The 18434-nt window shown below is 71.6% G+C and carries 15 protein-coding genes; 3 read left to right on the top strand and 12 right to left on the bottom strand.

All coding sequences use genetic code 11. From position 1 onward, the window contains the following. Position 1 precedes the first annotated feature (1 nt). Entirely contained in the window at positions 2–436 is a 435-nt protein-coding gene (mraZ, locus tag DSM104329_RS10690; protein WP_259315423.1) for a division/cell wall cluster transcriptional repressor MraZ, read from the bottom strand. Between the two features lie 383 nt (positions 437–819). Here mraZ and DSM104329_RS10685 point away from each other — a divergent pair, with 383 nt between their 5' ends. Next, positions 820–2397, top strand: a complete 1578-nt coding sequence (locus DSM104329_RS10685; protein ID WP_259315422.1) for a DUF3352 domain-containing protein — start codon at positions 820–822, stop codon at positions 2395–2397. 178 nt (positions 2398–2575) lie between these two features. On the opposite strand, the gene DSM104329_RS10680 is transcribed toward DSM104329_RS10685, so the two are convergent. The 6 genes from DSM104329_RS10680 to DSM104329_RS10655 all read right to left on the bottom strand — a co-directional run bounded on the left by DSM104329_RS10680 (position 2576) and on the right by DSM104329_RS10655 (position 9433). Beyond that, positions 2576–3415 (bottom strand): type II secretion system F family protein, encoded by an 840-nt coding sequence (locus DSM104329_RS10680; protein WP_259315421.1) that lies wholly within the window; start codon positions 3413–3415, stop codon positions 2576–2578. Next, on the bottom strand, positions 3412–4329 hold the full coding sequence (locus DSM104329_RS10675; protein WP_259315420.1) for a type II secretion system F family protein: 918 nt from the start codon (positions 4327–4329) through the stop codon (positions 3412–3414). The genes DSM104329_RS10680 and DSM104329_RS10675 overlap by 4 nt, the downstream gene beginning before the upstream one ends. Further along, positions 4329–5495, bottom strand: a complete 1167-nt coding sequence (locus DSM104329_RS10670; RefSeq protein ID WP_259315419.1) for a CpaF family protein — start codon at positions 5493–5495, stop codon at positions 4329–4331. The genes DSM104329_RS10675 and DSM104329_RS10670 overlap by 1 nt, the downstream gene beginning before the upstream one ends. Before the next feature lie 64 nt (positions 5496–5559). Then, complete coding sequence (locus tag DSM104329_RS10665) at positions 5560–6549, bottom strand: ABC transporter permease (protein ID WP_259315418.1); 990 nt, start codon at positions 6547–6549, stop codon at positions 5560–5562. Continuing rightward, a complete protein-coding gene (locus tag DSM104329_RS10660; protein WP_259315417.1) occupies positions 6546–8120 on the bottom strand; it encodes a sugar ABC transporter ATP-binding protein in 1575 nt (524 codons plus the stop codon). Before DSM104329_RS10660 ends, DSM104329_RS10665 begins: the two co-directional genes overlap by 4 nt. Further along, complete coding sequence (locus DSM104329_RS10655) at positions 8117–9433, bottom strand: sugar ABC transporter substrate-binding protein (protein ID WP_259315416.1); 1317 nt, start codon at positions 9431–9433, stop codon at positions 8117–8119. The genes DSM104329_RS10660 and DSM104329_RS10655 overlap by 4 nt, the downstream gene beginning before the upstream one ends. 50 nt (positions 9434–9483) lie before the next feature. Here DSM104329_RS10655 and DSM104329_RS10650 point away from each other — a divergent pair, with 50 nt between their 5' ends. Beyond that, positions 9484–11511, top strand: a complete 2028-nt coding sequence (locus tag DSM104329_RS10650) for a molybdopterin-containing oxidoreductase family protein (protein ID WP_259315415.1) — start codon at positions 9484–9486, stop codon at positions 11509–11511. Positions 11512–11542: 31 nt separating this feature from the next. Here DSM104329_RS10650 and DSM104329_RS10645 read toward each other — a convergent pair whose 3' ends face one another. Continuing rightward, entirely contained in the window at positions 11543–12988 is a 1446-nt protein-coding gene (locus DSM104329_RS10645) for an NAD(P)/FAD-dependent oxidoreductase (protein WP_259315414.1), read from the bottom strand. Here DSM104329_RS10645 and DSM104329_RS10640 point away from each other — a divergent pair. Next, positions 12975–13754 (top strand): saccharopine dehydrogenase NADP-binding domain-containing protein, encoded by a 780-nt coding sequence (locus tag DSM104329_RS10640; RefSeq protein ID WP_259315413.1) that lies wholly within the window; start codon positions 12975–12977, stop codon positions 13752–13754. The two genes, DSM104329_RS10645 and DSM104329_RS10640, sit on opposite strands and share 14 nt — an antisense overlap. 480 nt (positions 13755–14234) lie before the next feature. Here the strand turns inward: DSM104329_RS10640 and DSM104329_RS10635 are convergent, their stop codons facing one another. From DSM104329_RS10635 to DSM104329_RS10620, 4 genes are all read right to left on the bottom strand, one after another. After that, entirely contained in the window at positions 14235–14549 is a 315-nt protein-coding gene (locus DSM104329_RS10635) for a hypothetical protein (protein ID WP_259315412.1), read from the bottom strand. A 222-nt stretch (positions 14550–14771) separates the two neighbouring features. After that, positions 14772–15566, bottom strand: coding sequence for an acetoacetate decarboxylase family protein (locus tag DSM104329_RS10630; protein WP_259315411.1), 795 nt, complete (start codon positions 15564–15566; stop codon positions 14772–14774). 108 nt (positions 15567–15674) lie between these two features. Then, on the bottom strand, positions 15675–17117 hold the full coding sequence (locus DSM104329_RS10625; RefSeq protein ID WP_259315410.1) for an aldehyde dehydrogenase family protein: 1443 nt from the start codon (positions 17115–17117) through the stop codon (positions 15675–15677). A gap of 12 nt (positions 17118–17129) precedes the next feature. After that, the gene (locus DSM104329_RS10620; RefSeq protein WP_259315409.1) at positions 17130–18404 is read right to left on the bottom strand and encodes a PucR family transcriptional regulator; all 1275 of its coding nucleotides are present in this window, start codon (positions 18402–18404) and stop codon (positions 17130–17132) included. Positions 18405–18434 lie beyond the last annotated feature (30 nt).

Genomic DNA, 18434 nt, shown 5'->3' with positions numbered 1-18434 from the left:
CTCAACCAGCATCGCCAAGGCGGGACTGAATGGCCGCGACATCGTCGGTGAGGCGGGCGTTGTACTCCTGCCAGGCGCCGCGGTCCCAGACCTCGAGGCAGATGCCGGCGCCGGTGACGACGACCTCCTTGCCGAGGGCGGCGTGCTGGAGGAGGAAGGACGGGACCATGATGCGGCCGGCGGAGTCGAGCTCGGTGTCGTGCGCGTTGGCCGAGAAGAAGCGCTGGAGCTGCTCCGCCTCGGGCGACATGGGATGGAAGCGCTCGAGCGCGGCCTGCATGTACGCGTCGTAGTCATCGGGACGCCACACCGCCACGCAGCCCGCGACCCGCTTGGCCAGCACCACGCCGTCGCTCAGCGACGCGCGGAACTTGGCAGGCACGGTCAGCCGGTTCTTCGCGTCCAGCGTGTAGTCGAAGGTGCCGCGGAAGGCCAAGGGTCATAAGGAGTGGAAAGAGGGTTCGGGCCGGAGTGGAGGAGTGGGAGGAGCTCCTCCACTCCGGTCCGCTAGCGGCGTTCTATCCCACTTTCCTCCACATCGCAACCCCACTTGCACACATTTCCCCACCAACCCGCCCCTCAGGCCGCGCCAGACCCCCAGATGTCGCTTGACCATCGGGGGTGAGCCGGTGGGTCGCCGTGGGGCGCGAGGGGGTTCCCCGATGGCAAGACGCCGTGCATCCGTCCAGACTGCAGGGGCCGTTGCAGCCGAAGGGGCGTTCTGTCCGGGCGATCCGCTTTAGGATGCGAAGGGCTCTGCCCGGACCGCCGCGGGGCCGCGGTCCGCTTTTCCCGAAATCAGGAGGCTTCAGGAACCCCATGGTCAAGACAACCTTCGCGCGCCGCGCGCGACGAGCCACGCTGGCCGCCTGCGCCGGCGCCGTCGCGCTGGGCCTCGCCGCCTGCGGCAGCGGCGGCGGAAGCGGCGACGCGAACCCCGCCGAGGCGGTTCCATCCAGCGCGCCCATCTACATCCAGGCGACGCTGCGGCCGGACGGCGAGCTCAAGACGAACACCGAGAACGCTCTCAAGAAGATCCTCAAGACCGACGACCCGGGCGCGAAGATCGTCCAAGGCCTGGAGTCGGGCGACAACAAGGTCTCGTTCAAGGACGACATCGAGCCGTGGCTGGGCAACGACGCCGGCCTGTTCTTCACGTCGTTCTCCGGTGACAACCCGGTCGGCGCCGCCGTCGTCGCGTCCTCGGACAACGACAAGGCCCAGGCGTTCATCGACAAGCAGACCAAGGGCGGCAAGGACAAGTCCTACAACGACACGTCCTACCGCCTCGACGGCGACACGGCCGTCGGCATCGTCGGCGACTACCTCGTCGCTGGCAGCGAGCGCGGCTTCCGCACGGTGGTCGACACCGTCAACGGCGACGGCGTCGAGAACATGTCGCAGAACGACGAGTACAACACGGCGCTCTCGTCGGTCGGCGAGCAGGACGCGCTCGGCACGATCTACGTCTCGACGAACGGGCTGATCGACGCCCTGGCCCGCTCGGGCGGCGTCCCGGCGCAGACGCTCAGCGGCGTGCGCCAGGCGATCGCCTCCAGCGGCGGCCGCGCGACGGTCGCCAAGCTCGGCGTCACGCAGGACGCGATCGCGATCGACGCGGCGACGCTCGGCGTCAAGCAGTCGTCGAACGCGCCCGCGGCGGGCAACGCCGCGGCGGCGCTCGCCGCGCTGCCGGGCGACTCGTGGCTCGGCTTCGGGGTGTCGTCGATCGGCGACCGCCTGCGCTCGGGCCTGCAGCAGATCACGCAGCTCGGCTCGGTCGGCGGCACGGACGTCAGCGGCCAGCTCGACACGATCCAGCAGCAGCTCGGCATCGACTTCGAGCGCGACCTGTTCAGCTGGATGGGCGACGGCGGGCTGTTCGTGCGGGGGACGTCGATCGCGCAGATCGGCGGCGCCCTCGTCGTGCAGTCGTCGGACCCGACCGCGACGAAGTCCGCGATCCGCAAGATCGCGCGGCTGATCCCGCAGGTCTCGCCGACCACGGACGTGAGCGCGGCGACCGGCGTGGCCGGCGCGGACGACGGCATCGCCGTCACCCCGTCGGGCTTCCCGTTCCCGATCCTGCTCGTGACCGCGGGCGACAAGTTCGTCGCGGGCGTCAGCAAGCAGGCGGTCGAGGCGGCGATCTCGCCGACGTCGAAGCTGTCGGACAGCCCCTCGTTCAAGCAGGCGTCGGCCGCGCTGAGCGGCGTCGATCCGACGTTCTTCTTCGACGTGCAGCCGGTGCTGACCCTGGCCGACGGCCTCGGCGCGGGCGACGATCCGCAATTCGCTCGGGTGCGGTCCTACCTGCAGCAGTTCGGCTCGGTGGCCGCGGGCTCCAAGCGCGACGGTGACACCCAGCGCTTCAAGCTGGTGCTCACGCTGAAGTAGGGATGCGGTGCGGGGCGCCCCGGTCCGCCGGGGCGCCCCCACTCCCGGCGCGCGCACTCCTCGACGCGCCGGGCTCCCGGCGCGCGCACTCCCAAACGCGCCCCACCCCCGACGCGCCCCACCCCACGCCGACCGGCGAGGTTCTCAGCTTGAGGCTGAGGAACTCGACGGTCGATGCTCACGCGACGCCGAACGCGCGCAGCACGGCCGCGCCCACCAGCAGCATCACGGCGGGCACGAGCAGCAGGGCGACTACGAGCTGGATCTTCGGCGCGGCCTTCGCGGCGTGCTCGGTGAGCGCGCGGCCCTGCTCGGCCCGGGCGTCGGCCGCGAGGGCGGTGAGCGCCGGGGCCAGCGGCGCGCCGTGACGCTCGCTGCGGCCGATCGCGGCGATGAGTGCGGCGACCGCGGGCAGCGGGGCTCCGGCGCCGAGCCGCTCGAGGGCCTCCGCGCGCGGCGTGCCGAGCCGCATCGTCGCGGCGGCGGCGCGCAACTCGCGGGGGAGCACGCCCGCGTGGCGCGCTCCCACCTCCCCGAGCGCACGACCGACCGGCAGGCCGGCCTGCACGCACACCCGCAGCAGGTCGAGCACGTCCCCCAGCTCGCCTTCCATCGCGGTGATGCGCGACCGCCGGCGCCGGCGCAGCCACGCGTCCGGCGCCAGGTAGCCGCCGGCGCCCGCGGCGAGCGCGAGGAAGGGCCCCGTGCGTCCGGACGCCCCCGCCGCGAGCGGCAGCGCCGCGAGCACGCCCACGACCGCGGCCCCGACCTTGACCGCCATGAGGTCCGCCGGGCACAGCCCCAGCGCCGAGCCGGCCGCCGCCAGCCGCGCCTCGAGGTCGCCCGGCGCCGGAACGACGCCGATGCGCCGCCCCACCGCGGCCAGCAACCCGAGCACGCGCCCGCGCGGCCTCCGCCGGCGGCTTCCGCGCGCCTGGCGCGCCGCGATCAGCAGGTCCGACACGCCGAGCACCGCGAGGGGGCCCGCGACGAGCGTGAGCAGCACCGAGCGCGTCATGGCGGACCTGATTGGCCGCGCCGCTCGGCTCCGCGACGGCGCCCGGCACCGGCCTGGCCGCCGGCGACCCGCGATAGCCGGCGGACCGCCACCAGGCCCACAACCTGCAGCACCGCCGCGAGCCCCACCATCGTCCCGGTGATCGGCGAGCCCATCAGCGCGGCGAGCGAGCCGGGCTGCGCGAGCTCCGACAGCGCCGCGGCGCCGAGCGGCAGCACCGCGATCAGCGTTCCCGTGAAGCGCGCCTGGGCCGTCGCCGCCCGCGCGTCACGGGTCACCCGCGACGCCGCCTCCAGCGACGCGGCGAGGTCGCGCAGCAACTGCGCGAGGTCGCCGCCGGCGTCGCGCTGCAGCATGACCGCGGCGACCAGTGTGTCGTACGCCGGTGCGGCCGCGCGGGCACGAAAGGACTCGAGCGCCGTGTCGGTCGGCTCGCCGAGCGCGAGCGCGTGGGCCACGCGGCGCAGCTCGACCCCGGCCGGACCGGGGATCCCGCCGCTCTCGGCCGCCTCCACCGCGGCCCCGCGGATCGAGTGCCCACCGGCGAGGGCGTCACCCAGCGCCCGCGCGACGACCGGCGCCGCATCGATGAGCCGCGCCCGCCAGCGCTGCCGCCTCGCTCGCACGAGCGCTCCCATCCCGCTCGGCGCGATGGCCGCCAGCGCGACCGCCGCGACCGGTCCGCCCACGATCCACCCGGCGGCGAGCAGGGTCGCCGCCGCCAGTGCGGCGAGCCGCCGCCGCTCGCTCGCGGTCGGGGCATCGCCGGAGGTCGACGCGCGCCGAAGCGGCGCGAGCAGCCGCGCGACGCCGCGCGAGCCCGCTCCCGCGCTCACCACGACGATGATCTCCCACGCCGCGAGCACGCCGACGACCCCGGCCCCGCCGGCGAGCAGCACCGCCCGGCTCACCATCACGCCGCCAGCCGCCGTGCCAGATCGTCGCTGAGCGCCGCGCGCCACACGGGCCGGCCGTCGCGGACGGCGTACAGCTCCCGCGTCGCCGGCCCGGAGGCGACCCGAACCACCTCGCTGAGCGCCACGACCTTGCGCGACCCGTCGCGCATGCGCGACTGGTGCACGACGAGGTCGATCGCGGTGGCGACCTGCTCGCGGACCGCCGCGTGCGGCAGGCCGACGTCGGCCATGAGCGCGAGCGTCTCGACCCGCCGCAGCGCCTCCTCCGCCGAGCCGGCGTGCACGGTGGACAGCGAGCCGTCGTGACCCGACGACATCGCCTGCAGCATGTCGAGCGCCTCCGCCCCGCGGACCTCCCCCACGACGATCCGGTCGGGCCGCATCCGCAACGCGTTCTTCACCAGTCGCCGGATCGTGACCTCGCCCCGGCCCTCGACGCCCGCGGGCCGCGCCTCGAGGCGCACCACGTGCGGCTGCTGCAACCGCAGCTCCGCCGCGTCCTCGATCGTCACGACACGCTCGCCATCGGCGATGAACGACGACAGCGCGTTGAGCGTCGTCGTCTTGCCGGAGCCGGTCCCGCCGCTGACGAGCACGTTGCACCGCGCGCCGATCGCCCGCTCGAGCACATCGCGCAGCGGCGGCGTCCACGTCCCGATCTCCACGAGCTCGTCCGGCGCAAGGCCGCGCCGCCGGAACCGCCGGATCGTCAGCACCGGCCCGTCGAGCGCGAGCGGCGCGATGACGACGTTCACGCGCGAGCCGTCGGGCAGCCGCGCGTCGCACAGCGGCTCGGCCTCGTCCACCCGCCGCCCCAGCGGCGCCAGGATCCGCTCGATCGCGTGGCGCAGCTCCGCGACGCCCTCGAACCGCACCCCCGTCGCCTCCAACCGCCCGCGCCGCTCGACCCACACCGCCCCCGGCCCGTTGACCATCACCTCGTCCACCGACGAGTCGCGCAGCAGCGGCTCCAGCGGCCCCAACCCGAACGACCGCTCCGCCACCAACTCCACCAACCGCTCACGCGCCGAAACGTCCAGCAACGCCGCCTCCACGTCGACCAGCGCGCGAATCCGCGAATGCAGATCGCCACCCTCCCCCGCCGCCGCACGACGGATCAGCTGCTCACGCAGACGGTCGGCCAGGGCTTCCAGGGCATCCATGCCCTCAGTAGTGCGGCGGCCGCCCGAAACTCGCCCCCTACCGCCCGGAGACGATGGAGCTGCGTCAGGCCCGCAACCGCGCGGTCACGGTGTTGGTGACGATCGCAAAGAGGATGATCAGCCCAGAGACGATCTGCTGCCAGTACGGCTCGACGTCGAGCAGGTTCAGCGCGTTCTGCAGCAGCGCCAGGAGCAGAACGCCGAACACCGTGCGCCACACGGCGCCGCTACCGCCGACGATGCTCGTGCCGCCGATGACAACCGCCGCGATGGCGTTCAGCGTGAGGGTGTTGGCCGGCGCATAGGAGTTGCCCACCCCCGTGCGCGTGGCGATGATCAGGCCGGCGATCGCCGCGCTGACGCCACCGACGATGAACACGAAGATCATCACGCGCGTCACCGAGATGCCGGACAGTCGCGCGGCTTCCGGATTGCTGCCGACGGCGAAGACGTTGCGGCCGATCTTCGTCGTGGTCAACAGCAGCGACAGCACGACGAACACGAGGGCGATGACGATGACGGTCGCCGGGATCACCCCGAACCGATGCGAGCCAAGCCAGGTGAACGCCGTGTCGCTGGAGAGGTCGAGGCTCGTGCCCTGAGTGAGCATCAAGGCTACTCCCGCCATCACCAGCCCCGTCGCCAACGTCGCGAGGAACGAGCTGACGCCGATCTTGCCCACGAGGAACCCGTTGAGCAGCCCGCATGGGACACCCACCGCGATCCCGAGAAGCACGCCGAGCACGGCGCTGTCGAGTTGAACGGCGAACCAGGCGCCGAACACCCCACACAACGAGAGCACCTGGCCTGACGAGAGGTCGAAGGCTCCGGCGATGATCACGAACGTCGTACCCAGCGCCACGAGCATGAGCGGCGCGTTCTGGTCGAGGATGTTCATCACGTTGCGTACCGAGAAGAAGTTCGGTGCCGTGAATGACATGACGATGAACATCGCGATGACGATCAGAACGACCGAGTAATCGCGCAGCCACGAGACGAGTCTCGGGTTCAGGCCCAGGCCAGGCTGAGTCGCATCGCCGACGAGTCCGGTCATGTCACTTCCTTGATGAAGTTGGATTGGGTCGAGACGCCGAACGCCGCCGCCAGCGCGGCGTCATGGGACACCTCGCCGGCGTCGAAGCTCTCCACGATCCGTCCCTCTCTCAGCACGCTGAGGCGATGTGACATCTGAGCGACCTTGTCGTACTCCGACGAGATGAGGACGATCGCCATGCCTCCGGCCAGCAGGCTGACGACGATGTCGTAGATCGCCCGGCGGGCGCCGATGTCGACGCCGCGTGTCGGCTCGTCGAGGATCAGCACCCGCGGACGGCGCAACAGCGTCTTGGCGAACAGCACCTTCTGTTGGTTGCCGCCCGAGAGCACGCCGACGGGGCTCGTGAGCGCGACGGGATTGACCCCCATCGCCTCGAGCTCGTCGCGCGCGGCGCGGCGCTCGACATCGCCCCGGATGAAGCCCGCCCTGGAGAAGTCGTCCAGGGACGCCATCGTGGCGTTGCGGTGCTGGCTCATCCCGAGGAAGAGACCCTGGTCCTTGCGGCTCTCGGGCAGCAGGGCGATCCCGGACGCCATCGCCGTGACCGGCCGCGAGAGGTCGACCGGCCGGCCGTCCACGAGCACCTCACCGGTGACGCCGCCCAGCGCACCGAACATGGCGTGCGCGAGCTCGGAGCGCCCGGCGCCCACCAGCCCGAAGAGCCCGAGCACCTCGCCTGCGCGAACGGTGAGATCGACGCCGGCCTCCTGGCCCCGCCGGCGCAGGCCACGGACCTCGAGGACGGGCTTCGCTTCGGGCGCGACCGGCGGCAAAGGCGGGAAGTTCGCGTCATGCGCTCCTCCCAGCATGTGCGTGACAAGCGTGTCGATCGTCGCTTCCTGAGCCGCGACCGTGCGCACTCGCTGGCCGTTGCGCATGATCGTCACCTCGTCGCTGAGCGCCAGCACCTCCTCGAGGAAGTGCGAGACGTAGATCACCGCGATGCCGGAGTCGCGCAGCGATCCCACGACGGCGTGCAGCCGCTCGCCGTCCTGGGCCGAGAGCGCCGACGTCGGCTCGTCCATGATGATCACCCGCGCTCCACGCGCCAGCGCCCGGAGGATCTCGACCTCCTGCTGCTTGGCGATCGGCAGGGCGCCGACCCGCGCCCCACCGTCGATCTCGAACCCGGTCCGGTCGAGAAGCTCGGAGAACTGCCGGCGCAGCAGCCGCCGCGAGACCACGCCGAAGCGCGAGGGCTGCTGGCCGAGCAGCACGTTCTCGCGCACCGTCAGGTCCGGCGCCAGCGACAGCTCCTGCTGCATGATCGTGACGCCCGCGCGCAGCGCGTCGGCGGGCGAGGAGAACGCCACCGGCGTTCCCCCCACCCGCATGGTTCCTTCGTCCGGGCGCAGGACGCCGCTCAGGATCTTGCCGAGCGTCGACTTGCCGGCCCCGTTCTCCCCGACCAGTCCGTGCACCGACCCGGCCCGCACGACGAGCGACACGTGCTCGAGCACGCGGCTCCGTCCGAAGGACTTGACGATGCCGTCGGCCTGCAGGATCGGCGTGTCCTGCGGGCGCGACTCGCCGCCGGCGCTCACGTCGGGCGCGGGGGCGCCGCTCACCCCTCCCACTGCCCCTTGATCTCGGGATGCGCGTCGAGGACCGCCTTGGTCAGCCGGTTCGGCACCTTGTCCATGTCCCGGTCCTGCACGATGAAGCGCAGGTTGTCGGGGATCTTCTTGCCGGCGATGTCGAGCAACACGATGCGCGTGGCCGCCGCGCCGATGGACTGGGCCCGGTTGTACGTGGTCTGCAGCCACTTGCCCTTGCGAACCTGCTCGACGCCGTAGACGGTTCCGTACGAGCTGACGATCTTCACGTCGTTCTTGCCCAGGCCGAACTTGAGGCCGGCGGCATCGAGCGAGCGCTCGGCGCCTCGCGTCTGCTGATCAGCCTGTGACGCCAGGACGTTGACGTCGGGGTGGGCCTGAAGGCAGTCCGCGGCCGCGGTCCGGCCGACGTCCTGATCGTAACCGCCATCCGCCTCGCAGACGATCTTGATGTTGGGATGCCCCGCGAGCCTCTTCTGGAAGATCTCCGGCTTGACCTTGTCGAAGGCCAGTGCGCGTACGCCCCAGATGACGATGACGTTGCACGGGTCGTGCGCCTTGCACGCGTCGATGACGCCGTCGGCCATGGCTTGCGCGTTGACCGTCAGGTCCTCGATGACGTTCCCGTTCATCCCCGGGATCTGGTTCTCCATCGAGAGCACGTTCGGGCCCGCGGGCTGCAGCGTGCTGACGACCGGAACGCCCGCGGCGACGAGCTGCTTGATCGCCGGAGCGATGCTGGTCGAGTCGTTCGGCGTGATCACCAGGCCGTCGTAGTTCTTGCTGACCGCGAGATCGGAGACCAGCTGGAACTGCACCTGGGCGTCGAACGACGGCGGTCCGATGAACTTCGCGTCCGCGCCGTTGGCCTGCGCCTCGCAGAGGACGCCGGTGAACGTGCCCAGGCCGTTGTTGCCGCCCGACCACGCGTTGTCCTGGCCGAAGCCGATGTAGGCGATGCGCTTGCCGTCGACCGAGCCGGCCGGGACCGCCGGCAGCCGCTTGGCGCCCTGGTTCCAGTCGGACTGGGAGATCACGTTCGGCTTGGAGCACTCCGCGCTCTTGGCGGCCACCTCCGTGCCGGTCGCGGACGTCGAGCCGGTGCTCGCCGCGCTCGACTGGGTGGACCCTCCGTCGCTGCTGCTGCCGCATCCGACCAGGAGCGCGAGCAGCAGCAGAGGCATGGCCAGGGACGTCCGTCGTCGCAACATCGTCGATCCTCGCAGTAGGCGTGACCCGCAAATCAGTGGGTTTTCGACCGTAACTGCGGCGCCGTGACGGCCCACTTCGCTTCGACTATGAACGGCACAGAGCTCTTGGTTCATCCGTATGAGAGCCTGGCCCGCGCCCGTCATCGAGCATCTACGGTGCGCCCATGACCGACGACCTGCCGACGCGCCATCGAACGTTCTGCCGGCTGTGCAACGCTGCCTGCGGCGCGATCGTGACGGCCGCGGGCGACCGCGTGATCGACGTCCGCGGCGATCGAGATCACCCGGTCTCGCGGGGCTACCTCTGTCCCAAGGGGCGCGCGCTCGGCGCCCATCACCACCATCCGGACCGGCTCGATGAACCGCTCATCGGCCGCGGCGAGCAGCGCGCGTCGGCCGGCTGGGACGAGGCGCTGGATCACCTCGCCGGCGCGATCGAGACGGTGGTGGCCGAGACCGGTCCCTCGGCGGTCGGCATGTACAAGGGGACCGCGCACTACGTGGAGTCGGCCGCCGTCGGCGCTGGTCCCGCGATCCTCGCGCACCTGGGCTCACGCCAGTGGTACACGTCGCTGACCGTCGACTGCCCGGCAGTCTGTCTGGTGGCGGAGCTGGTCGTCGGACACCCCTGGCTGCTCCCGGTCCCCGACCTCGACACGCGTCTGACCGTGCTCGTCGGCACCAATCCCATGGCGTCGCACGGGCACACCATGAACATCCCGCGACCCAAGGAGTGGTTGCGGCGGTGGGCCACCGACGGGGAACTGTGGGTCATCGACCCGCGGCGCACCGAGAGCGCCGACGTCGCCACGGTGCACCTTGCGCCGCGGCCGGGCTCCGACTACCTGCTGATGGGATATCTCGTTCGCGAGCTCCTGCGCCACGGTGCCGACCGCTCCTATCTCGAGCGCCACACGACCGGCGTCGACGCTCTCGCGGCCGCCGTCGAACCGTTCACGCTCGAGCGTTGCACCCGCGGCACGGGCATCCCGGGCGAGCGCGTCGTCGAGCTGCTGACGAAGATCCGCGCAACCGGTCGCGTGTCGATGGTCACCGGCACGGGGCTCAACTTCTCCGACAAGGCGAACGTCACGTTGTGGCTGACCTGGATGGTGTGCGCCGTCACCGGGTCGCTGGACCGCCCTGGGGGGATGTGGTTCAACCCCGGCTACCTGAATCAGACGCACCGGCAGACCTGGGAGCCGCGGGACGGCACGCCCGGACCCGGCCCGGCCAGCCGGCCGGAGCTCCCGGAGCGCTTCGGGGAGATGCCCTGCGCCGCGGCCGTTGACGAGATCGAGTCGGGCAACCTACGAGCTCTGGTCGTGCTCGGAGGAAATCCGCTGATCGCGTGGCCACAGCCCCAGCGCGTCGCGCGAGCACTGGCGAAGCTCGACGTGCTCGCGGTCGTCGACGTCATCGACAACGACGTCACGGCGCTGGCGACCCACGTGCTCCCCGCCGCCGGCCAGCTCGAGCGGGCCGACATCCCGACCGGCAGCGAGCTCTACGCGCTGCGATCCTTCAGCCAGTACAGCGAGCGCGTGTTCGCCCCGGGCGCGGACCGCCGTCCGACGTGGTGGATCCTGCGCGAACTGGGCGCGCGCCTCGGCCTGGACCCCGCCGCGCGGCGCGATCCCGGCGCCGCCTCCGAGGCCGCGGTCCTCGACGCCCTCTACGGATCTGACGCCGACCGCTGGCGCGCGCTGCATGCCACGACGAACGCGGTCGTCACGCCGGAGCGCCCGCACGGCTGGATCCACGCCGCCCTGCCGGATCAGCGCCTGCGCCTGGCCCCGGCGATGCTGATCGACGAGCTCGCGCGAACCCGCGACCCCGAGTCCCGACCCGCGGAACTGCTGCTGACGAACCGCCGCCAGCTTCGCAAGAACAACTCGACACTTGCCGACGGCCACGGCCTCGCGCGGTCCGCCCAGCCCGGATCCGTGCTGCATCCCGACGACGCCGCACAACGCGGGATCGCCGACGGCGACCCGATCGTCGTCTCCAGCGCCCACGGCGAGTTGCGCACGGTGGCCCGCCTCGACGGTCGCGCGGTCCGGGGAACCGTCTCGACGCCGCACGGGTTCGTCGAGGCCAACGCCGCGGCGCTCGTCTCCGGCGACGCGGTCGACCCGGCCACCGGGATGCCGACGATGACCGGCGTGCCCGTCACCGTCGCGCCGGCCTGACCGCGCGGGTCTCGCACCCGCCGTCAGCCGATCATCGGCGGGCGCTCGCCGGCGCGGAGGCTCCGTTGCCGCCGTTCACAGGCCCGACGTCGGTGAAGCTCGTCGGGTCCAGCGATGCGACCATGGAGAGGACGCGGCCCGGCATGCGGCCCAGGTCCTCCGCATCCTCCTTGCGCCGCACCGCCTCGCGCACGACGCGGCCGGCGAGGTAGCGCACCGGCTCGGGCGGCATACGCGCGCCCCGCGGCATGCGCATGCTCTCGGGCACCCGCTCGACGTCGCGCTCGAGCGCGAGATCGGTCAGCGCGGTGGCGGCGACGTAGGACGGCCCGACGCCGTTGCCGGAGAAGCCCGCCGCGACGAGGATCCGCGGCTGCTTGGCGAGCGGTCCGACGAACGGCAGGCCGGTCGCCGAGTAGTCGACCGCCCCGCGCCAGTGCCGGTCGATCGGCACATCGCTCAGCATCGGGTAGATCCGCTGGAACTGGGCCGTCACGTCCCGCGCGGCAGCGGGCGACCGGTTGAAGGCGTCGCTGATGCGCGACCCGAGTGCGAGGCCCCCACCGCCCTTGCCGAAGGCGACGCGGCCGTCGTCCGTCGTCCGGTAGTAGTTGACGAGGCGGCGGCTGTCGGAGATGGACAGCCCGGGCGCCCAGCCGATCGCGGAGAGGCGGCGGGGAATCGGGTCGGTGGCGATGACGTCGCTCGCGATGACGATCAGCGAGCGGCGGATCTCGGGGATCGCCGTCGACCACGCGCTGATCGCCAGCACCACCTTGTCTGCGCGGATGCTCCCGCGCGGCGTGATCACTTCGGGTGTGGCGCCACCGCGCAGCTCGGTCATCGAGCACCCTTCCACGATCGTCACCCCCAGGCGGCGCGCCACGTCCGCCAGCCCGACGACCAGCCGGCCCGGATGGATCGCCGCGGGCGCGGCCTCGAAGATCCCGGCGAGGTGGGCGGGCGAGCCGGACCGACGAGCCACCTCGTCGGACTCCAGCAGTTCGTACGGGCTCCCACCGACCGCCGCGAGCTGGTCGACGGTGTACCTCCACGCGTCGATCTGGGCGCGGTTGGTGGCCGTCCACAGCCACCCGCCCTGACGGAAATGCGCGTCGATGCCCTGTGCGTCGCAGAACGCGCCGATGTCGGTCACCGCCCGCTCGACCGTGTGGGCATAGAAACGGGCGTCGTCGGTGCCGCAGACCTTCTGCAGCGTCGCGAACTTCGACCAGGCCGTCATGACGAAGCCGCCGTTGCGCCCGCTCGCCTGCCCGCCGCACGTCCCCGCCTCCACGACGACGACGTCAAGGGATGGATCGGCCTGCCTGAGGTGGATCGCCGTCCACAGACCGGTGAAGCCGCCACCCACGATGCAGACGTCCGCGCGGGACGGAGGCGGGACCACATCTACGTCGGCGAGCGCCGGCGCATCGGCCTGATCGAGCCACAGCGCGCGCGCGATGAAGGCGGTCATCCTCGGCGGCGCCGGCGAGGTCGGCAGCGAGGTGACCCGCGACCTCGCTCGGGACGGAGCGTTCGATGAGCTCGTCGTCGCCGACCTCGACGAAGGGCGGGCGCGTACGCTCGTGGACGAGTTCGACGGCGCCGGCATCCGGGCGGTCGGCCTGGACCTCCACGATCGCGAGGCCGCCCTCGCGCTGCTCGAAGGGGCCGACGTGCTGATGAACTGCACGAGCTTCGTGCTGTTCGACACCGTCATCGACCTGGCCATCGAGGCGCGCGTCGACTACGCGGACCTCATATCCGAGCCGACGGACGCGCAGGCGCGCGCCGCCCGGGAGGCCGGCATCACGGCGATCTCCGGGCTCGGCGCGACCCCGGGCCTGTCGAACGTCCTCGTCCGCCACGCCGCCGAAGAGCTCGAGGAGATCGCGGAGGTGCACATCTCGTGGGTCAGCTTCCGCACGATCGCGCCCACGCCGGGTCTGCTCGACACGATCCTGTGGGAGACCTCCGAAAACTGCGAGACCCGCGGGTTCTTCCAGAACGGCCGCTTCGAGCGGGCCGCGTTCCTGGACGGCTCCCGTCTGGTGACGTTCGCCGATCCCGTCGGCCCACAACGGGTCTACTACCTGCCGCACCCGAGGTCTCGACGTTGCCGCGAAACTTCCCGACGCTGCGCTACTGCGCGGTCCGCGGAAGCTGGCGGCCGGAGATCATGGACGACATGCGGGTGCTCGGCCGCTATGGCCTGCTGGCCGCGGACCGCATGGCGGTGACGAGACAGTCGATCTGGGATCGCCTCGGGGGGCAACGTGATGATGGCCCGTGGATGCTGTTCGTGCAGGTCGAGGTGCTCGCGATGCACGAGGGGCAGCGGGTGCGGCGCGTCTACGACGTCAGTCACCCGACCCACTGCGGACACAGCGGGCCAGCGCGGATGACCGGCGTTCCCGCCGCCGTGGGCGCGCATCTGCTGGCCCGCCATGGCCGCACCCAGGCCGGGCTTCATCGACCCCGAGGCCTACTACGATCCCTTCGAGTTTCTGGCGGAGCTGGACCGGCGCAAAGCGACGCGAGTGAGCTGTACCGAGGACGTCTCGTGACGGCCGCACCTTCGGGCAGACTCCGTCGAGTTGGAGCAACGCGGCGGGAACGGAGACGTCGCCGGGCTTGCTCTCGAGCCTGCCGCACGCCAACGCATCGCGTGGGCCTCGCCGTCCTGAGCACCGACTCCCGGCGCGACCGTCTGGCCGTCGTCAGCTGACCGTCTGCACGGGCACTTCGTAGAACTCGACCGATGTGCGGCGCTCGTTCGCCCCGGGGTCCATGGCGTTCAGGGCCTCGTCGCCGCGGCGCATCGCCTCCTCGCTCGCAAAGAGCGTGACGCCCAGGCCTTTGCCGGTCTCCCGGTTGACGAGCATCAGCATCTTGGCGCCCTCGAGCCCAGCCGGCGTGGTGCCCGATTCCACCTCGGAGCGAACCATGTTGATCGCATCGTCGACGTTGGCGGGATCGCTCTCGAATGCCGCTACACGTGCGTACATGTTGCCTCCTTGGGGCAGTCGGACCACGGCCAGCTTACGCCGATCGGGCCCGTTGGCTCGAGGCAGATTCACGCAGCGCGATCGCCGTCTCCGTGGCCTGCCATATGCCTGTCGACGCGTCGAGGGGCCACACCTCGCGCTCGCCGTGCTCCGCGTAGGCGTCGACGGCGAGAGCACCATTGCGATCTTCCGGGGCGGGCGGAGCAGGTGATCGGCGGCGCGGTGGTCTGCGCCGCCCCGGACCGGCCTTCAGTACGTCTTGAGGATGCGGCCCCACGGCAGCTCGAAGCTCCACGGGCCACCGCTGTAGGAGGCGCTGATCATGCGGCGGACCGGCAGCCGGTACCACGGGTCCATCGCCGACTCGACGTCGAAGTTCACGTGACCCGGGCCGCTGAACTGCTGCTCGTACCACTCGTCGGTGAGCTTGTGGTTGTTCGTCTTCGGACTGAAGTGCTCGATCAGCTCGACCTTGGGCGGGAGTCCCTCGGGGTGGGGGATCACGCGCAGGGTGAGCAGGGGCACGGAGAACGGCTTCGCCAACTCGCGAGGGATGACGCGCTCGGGGCGGAAGGTGCCGGTCGCCAGCCGCGTGCCCTTCGGCCGCTCGACGATGCCGATCATGCCCTGGTCGTTCTTCTGCAGCTCGATGTGTCCGAGCTTCTTCGGCACGCCCCAGATCTCACGCCCGACGGCGATCGCCGCGTCGCTCGTCAGGAGGTTGTTGACGACGTACTGGACGGGCTCGCCCTCGAACGTCGCGGCGATGCTGATGAAGGCCTCCTGGTACGAGCCGAGGGTGCAGATGGGCGCATCGAGCACGGCGAGTGTGGCCGTGGCGGGCAGGCTCAGCTCAAGACAGTCCGGCAGGACGTCGAGCGCCGCCTCCTCGTCGGTCTCGTACGTCCAGGCGAGCAACTCGAGATTGCGGTAGTAGAACGGCGGCTCGGGATAGATCGGCGCGTGGACGGGCATGGTCCCCGCCATCCGCTCGAGCGTCATGCGGCCCTGCCGCGTCCCGCTCCTCACGACGGTATCGGTCATGGCCGCAACGTACGCCGGGACCGAGCGACCGCGAATGGCCGGATGGCCCAGACCGCGCTCCGCCGCGAGCCTCGGGTTCGTGGGATTCCCACAATTCTCGGCCGGCGGTCACGCGCCCTCGAGCGCCCCGTCGACCAGGGCCTGCTGGCGCTCGTCGTACGGCGGCACGAACAGGTCGCAGAGGTCGTCCTCGCCGCGGATGAACACCCCCCGCGCGTTGGTGAACTCGCGGAAGCCGTCGATGCCGTGATGGCGGCCCGTGCCGCTGTTGCCCACCCCGCCGAATCCCAGTGAGGGAAGCGCTCCTTGGATGGCCGCGGCGTTGATGCAGGCGCCGCCCGAGGAGGTGCGGGTGAGAACGCCCTCGGCCGCCTGCTCGTCGTGCGTGAACACGTAGAGGCCCAGCGGGCGCTCGCCGGCGTTGATGTGCCGGATCGCGTCGTCCACGTCGTCGTACGGGTGAATGGGAAGGATCGGCCCGAACACCTCCTCCTCACTGATGCCGATGCCGGGCGGAGGAGCGACGACGATGTGCATCGGCACGCGGCGGGTCTCGCGATCCACCTTGCCGCCCGGATCGAGCTGCACGACGCGGCAGCCCGCCTCGCGCGCCTCCGAGATGAGGCCCAGCACGCGGTCGAGGTGCGCGTCGCTGATGATGCCCGTGCAGTCGCTGGTGGTCGAGTAGTCCGGTACCGCCTGCGCCACCCACTCCGCCGCCAGATCGACGAACCGGTCCACCTGGTCGCTCGGCACGTGGCAGTGATCCACGGTGTTGCACATCTGGCCGTTCTTGATCATCTTGATGCCGACGATGTGCTGGACGCTGCGGGCGTCGACCGCATCCGGCATCACGACCGCCGGGCACTTGCCCCCGAGCTCCAGGGTGACCGGGACGAGGTTCTCGGCGGCGGCCCGGGCCACCTCGCGGCCGATGCGCGAGCTGCCCGTGTACAGGAGATGATCCCAGCGCAGGCGCGGGAACTCCCGGGCGAGGTCGAGACCGCCCACGACGACGTCGACGAGGTCCGGATCGAAGGTCGCCCGCGCCATGTCGCGCAGCAGATCGCCGCAGGCCGGGGTGGCGTCGGACGGCTTGATGATCACGCGGTTGCCGCCCGCGAGCATGTCCACGAGCGGCCCGAGGCTCAGGTCATACGGGAAGTTCCAGGGAACGATGTTGCCGATGACGCCCTTGGGCTCCCTGCGCATCTCGGCGCGGCCGGTTCCGTACATCGCGGGGTCCGCGTCGCGCGGCTCCGGCGCCATCCACGTCTCGAGATGCTCGGCCGCGTACGCCGCCCGGCCGGCGATCCCGAGCGTCTCGACCATGTCCGCAAACAGCGCGGGGTGCGATCCGAAGTCGCTGCGGACCGCCTCGCGGATTCGCAGGCGGTTGTCGAGCGCCATCTGCGCGACCGCGAGGACTCTCTCGCGGCGAACCTCGGCGGAGGGCATCGGGTCACGGAGGAACGCGGCCTGCTGGACGTCGAGCGACTCGTGCAGCGCGGCGATCGCCGCGGTGTCGTCCCGGGTTTCCGTGGCAGCCATCTCAGATCGCTCCTAACGCTCGGTACAACGGGGATGGAGATCGGCGTCGGTCTCGGGTTCGGAGAACAGGCGGGCAAGGCGCAGCGCCGCCTGCAGCTCGAGCGTGCGCTCGGTCAGCGGCCGGCCGCGAATCTCGCAGACCCTCTGCAGGCGGTAGCTGACGGTGTTCTCATGGACGCCGAGGCGCCGCGCCGTCCGGGCCACCGAAGCGAGCTCGGCGAAGTACGTCTCGAGCGTCATGCGCAGGCGATGCATCGCGTCGGGGCGCTCGCCGCCCGCAAGGGCGCCGAGCTCGTCCGCGACGAAGGTGCGCGCCCGCTCGGCGTCCGCGATGAGCAGCCCCGCCAGCGCGAGGGCCGGGTAGTCGACCGCCGGGTCGGCCAGCCGGCACTCCCGCGAGACACGGCGAGCGACCAGCGCGTCGGCGTGCGTCGCCCGAAAGCCTTCGACCCCGGGCCGGACGGTGCCCAGCGCAATGCGCACCCCACCATCGGCGGGGCGGACCAGTGCCGGGTCCGGTGGCTCCCAGCCGCCGAACCAGGCGGCCAGCGCCGACCCGCCCAGCGGCTCGGTGAGCGGGGCGCCCGTGCCCAGCGTGGACGCGAGCCGGGCGGCCTCGGCCCCCAGACGGTCGGGCTCGGCGCCCCAGAGCACGACGCCGAGGTGATGACGGCGCACGTCGTAGCCCAGGCAGTCGGCGGCGTCGCACGGATCCGCCGGCTCTCCGGCCAGGATCGCCGCGAGCATCCGCCGCCGTCGTGCGACCGTCGTACGCGCGGCGGTCGCCCGTTCGCGGCGATGGACCTCCTCGAGCCGGACGAGGACGGCGTCGTTGTAGGTGAACACAAACGTGCAGACCTGGTCGAGCGCGGCGAACATCGTCTCGGCGGGCAGACGCGACGCGAGCTCGTGGCGCACGATGCGCATGAGCTCCTCCTGGCCGATGTGATAGATCCGCAGCAGGTCGGCCAGCGAGCGGTCCTCCCGGGCGCAGAATCGGGCGTAGGCGATCGCGGCCTCGGGCGGTTCGGCGTGCGACGGATCCTGACCGTTGCGCCACATCGCGAGCTGCATCCGGACGTTCGCCTCGCAGCTGGCCAACGTGTCGGCGATCGTCCCCGCGTCATCGCCCGGAGCCGCATCGTGCCGGTGGATCACTCGGGCGAGCCGGTCGGCGATCTCACCGGCGGCGGGCGCGAGCACGTCATCGATCAACGCGCGGACCTCGAGACAGGGAACCGTCGTCACGGGAGCGACGTCTTCGTCGATCAAGGCATCGATCGTCACGGCACCCCAGCAAAGCGCGCTCGCCGCAGG

The organism is Capillimicrobium parvum (genome assembly GCF_021172045.1).
Taxonomy (GTDB): Bacteria; Actinomycetota; Thermoleophilia; order Solirubrobacterales; family Solirubrobacteraceae; genus Capillimicrobium; species Capillimicrobium parvum.
This window is presented reverse-complemented; position numbering and strand designations above follow the sequence as displayed.

What these genes read in the sequence shown, in the direction of transcription:
- DSM104329_RS10640 (WP_259315413.1), top strand. Translation starts at nt 12,975, where the DNA reads ATGAAGGCGGTCATCCTCGGCGGCGCCGGCGAGGTCGGCAGCGAGGTG.
- DSM104329_RS10645 (WP_259315414.1), bottom strand. Translation starts at nt 12,988, where the DNA reads ATGACCGCCTTCATCGCGCGCGCGCTGTGGCTCGATCAGGCCGATGCG.
- DSM104329_RS10625 (WP_259315410.1), bottom strand. Translation starts at nt 17,117, where the DNA reads ATGGCTGCCACGGAAACCCGGGACGACACCGCGGCGATCGCCGCGCTG.
- DSM104329_RS10655 (WP_259315416.1), bottom strand. Translation starts at nt 9,433, where the DNA reads ATGAACCAAGAGCTCTGTGCCGTTCATAGTCGAAGCGAAGTGGGCCGT.
- DSM104329_RS10675 (WP_259315420.1), bottom strand. Translation starts at nt 4,329, where the DNA reads ATGGTGAGCCGGGCGGTGCTGCTCGCCGGCGGGGCCGGGGTCGTCGGC.
- DSM104329_RS10670 (WP_259315419.1), bottom strand. Translation starts at nt 5,495, where the DNA reads ATGGATGCCCTGGAAGCCCTGGCCGACCGTCTGCGTGAGCAGCTGATC.
- DSM104329_RS10630 (WP_259315411.1), bottom strand. Translation starts at nt 15,566, where the DNA reads ATGACCGATACCGTCGTGAGGAGCGGGACGCGGCAGGGCCGCATGACG.
- DSM104329_RS10685 (WP_259315422.1), top strand. Translation starts at nt 820, where the DNA reads ATGGTCAAGACAACCTTCGCGCGCCGCGCGCGACGAGCCACGCTGGCC.
- DSM104329_RS10665 (WP_259315418.1), bottom strand. Translation starts at nt 6,549, where the DNA reads ATGACCGGACTCGTCGGCGATGCGACTCAGCCTGGCCTGGGCCTGAAC.
- DSM104329_RS10650 (WP_259315415.1), top strand. Translation starts at nt 9,484, where the DNA reads ATGACCGACGACCTGCCGACGCGCCATCGAACGTTCTGCCGGCTGTGC.
- DSM104329_RS10680 (WP_259315421.1), bottom strand. Translation starts at nt 3,415, where the DNA reads ATGACGCGCTCGGTGCTGCTCACGCTCGTCGCGGGCCCCCTCGCGGTG.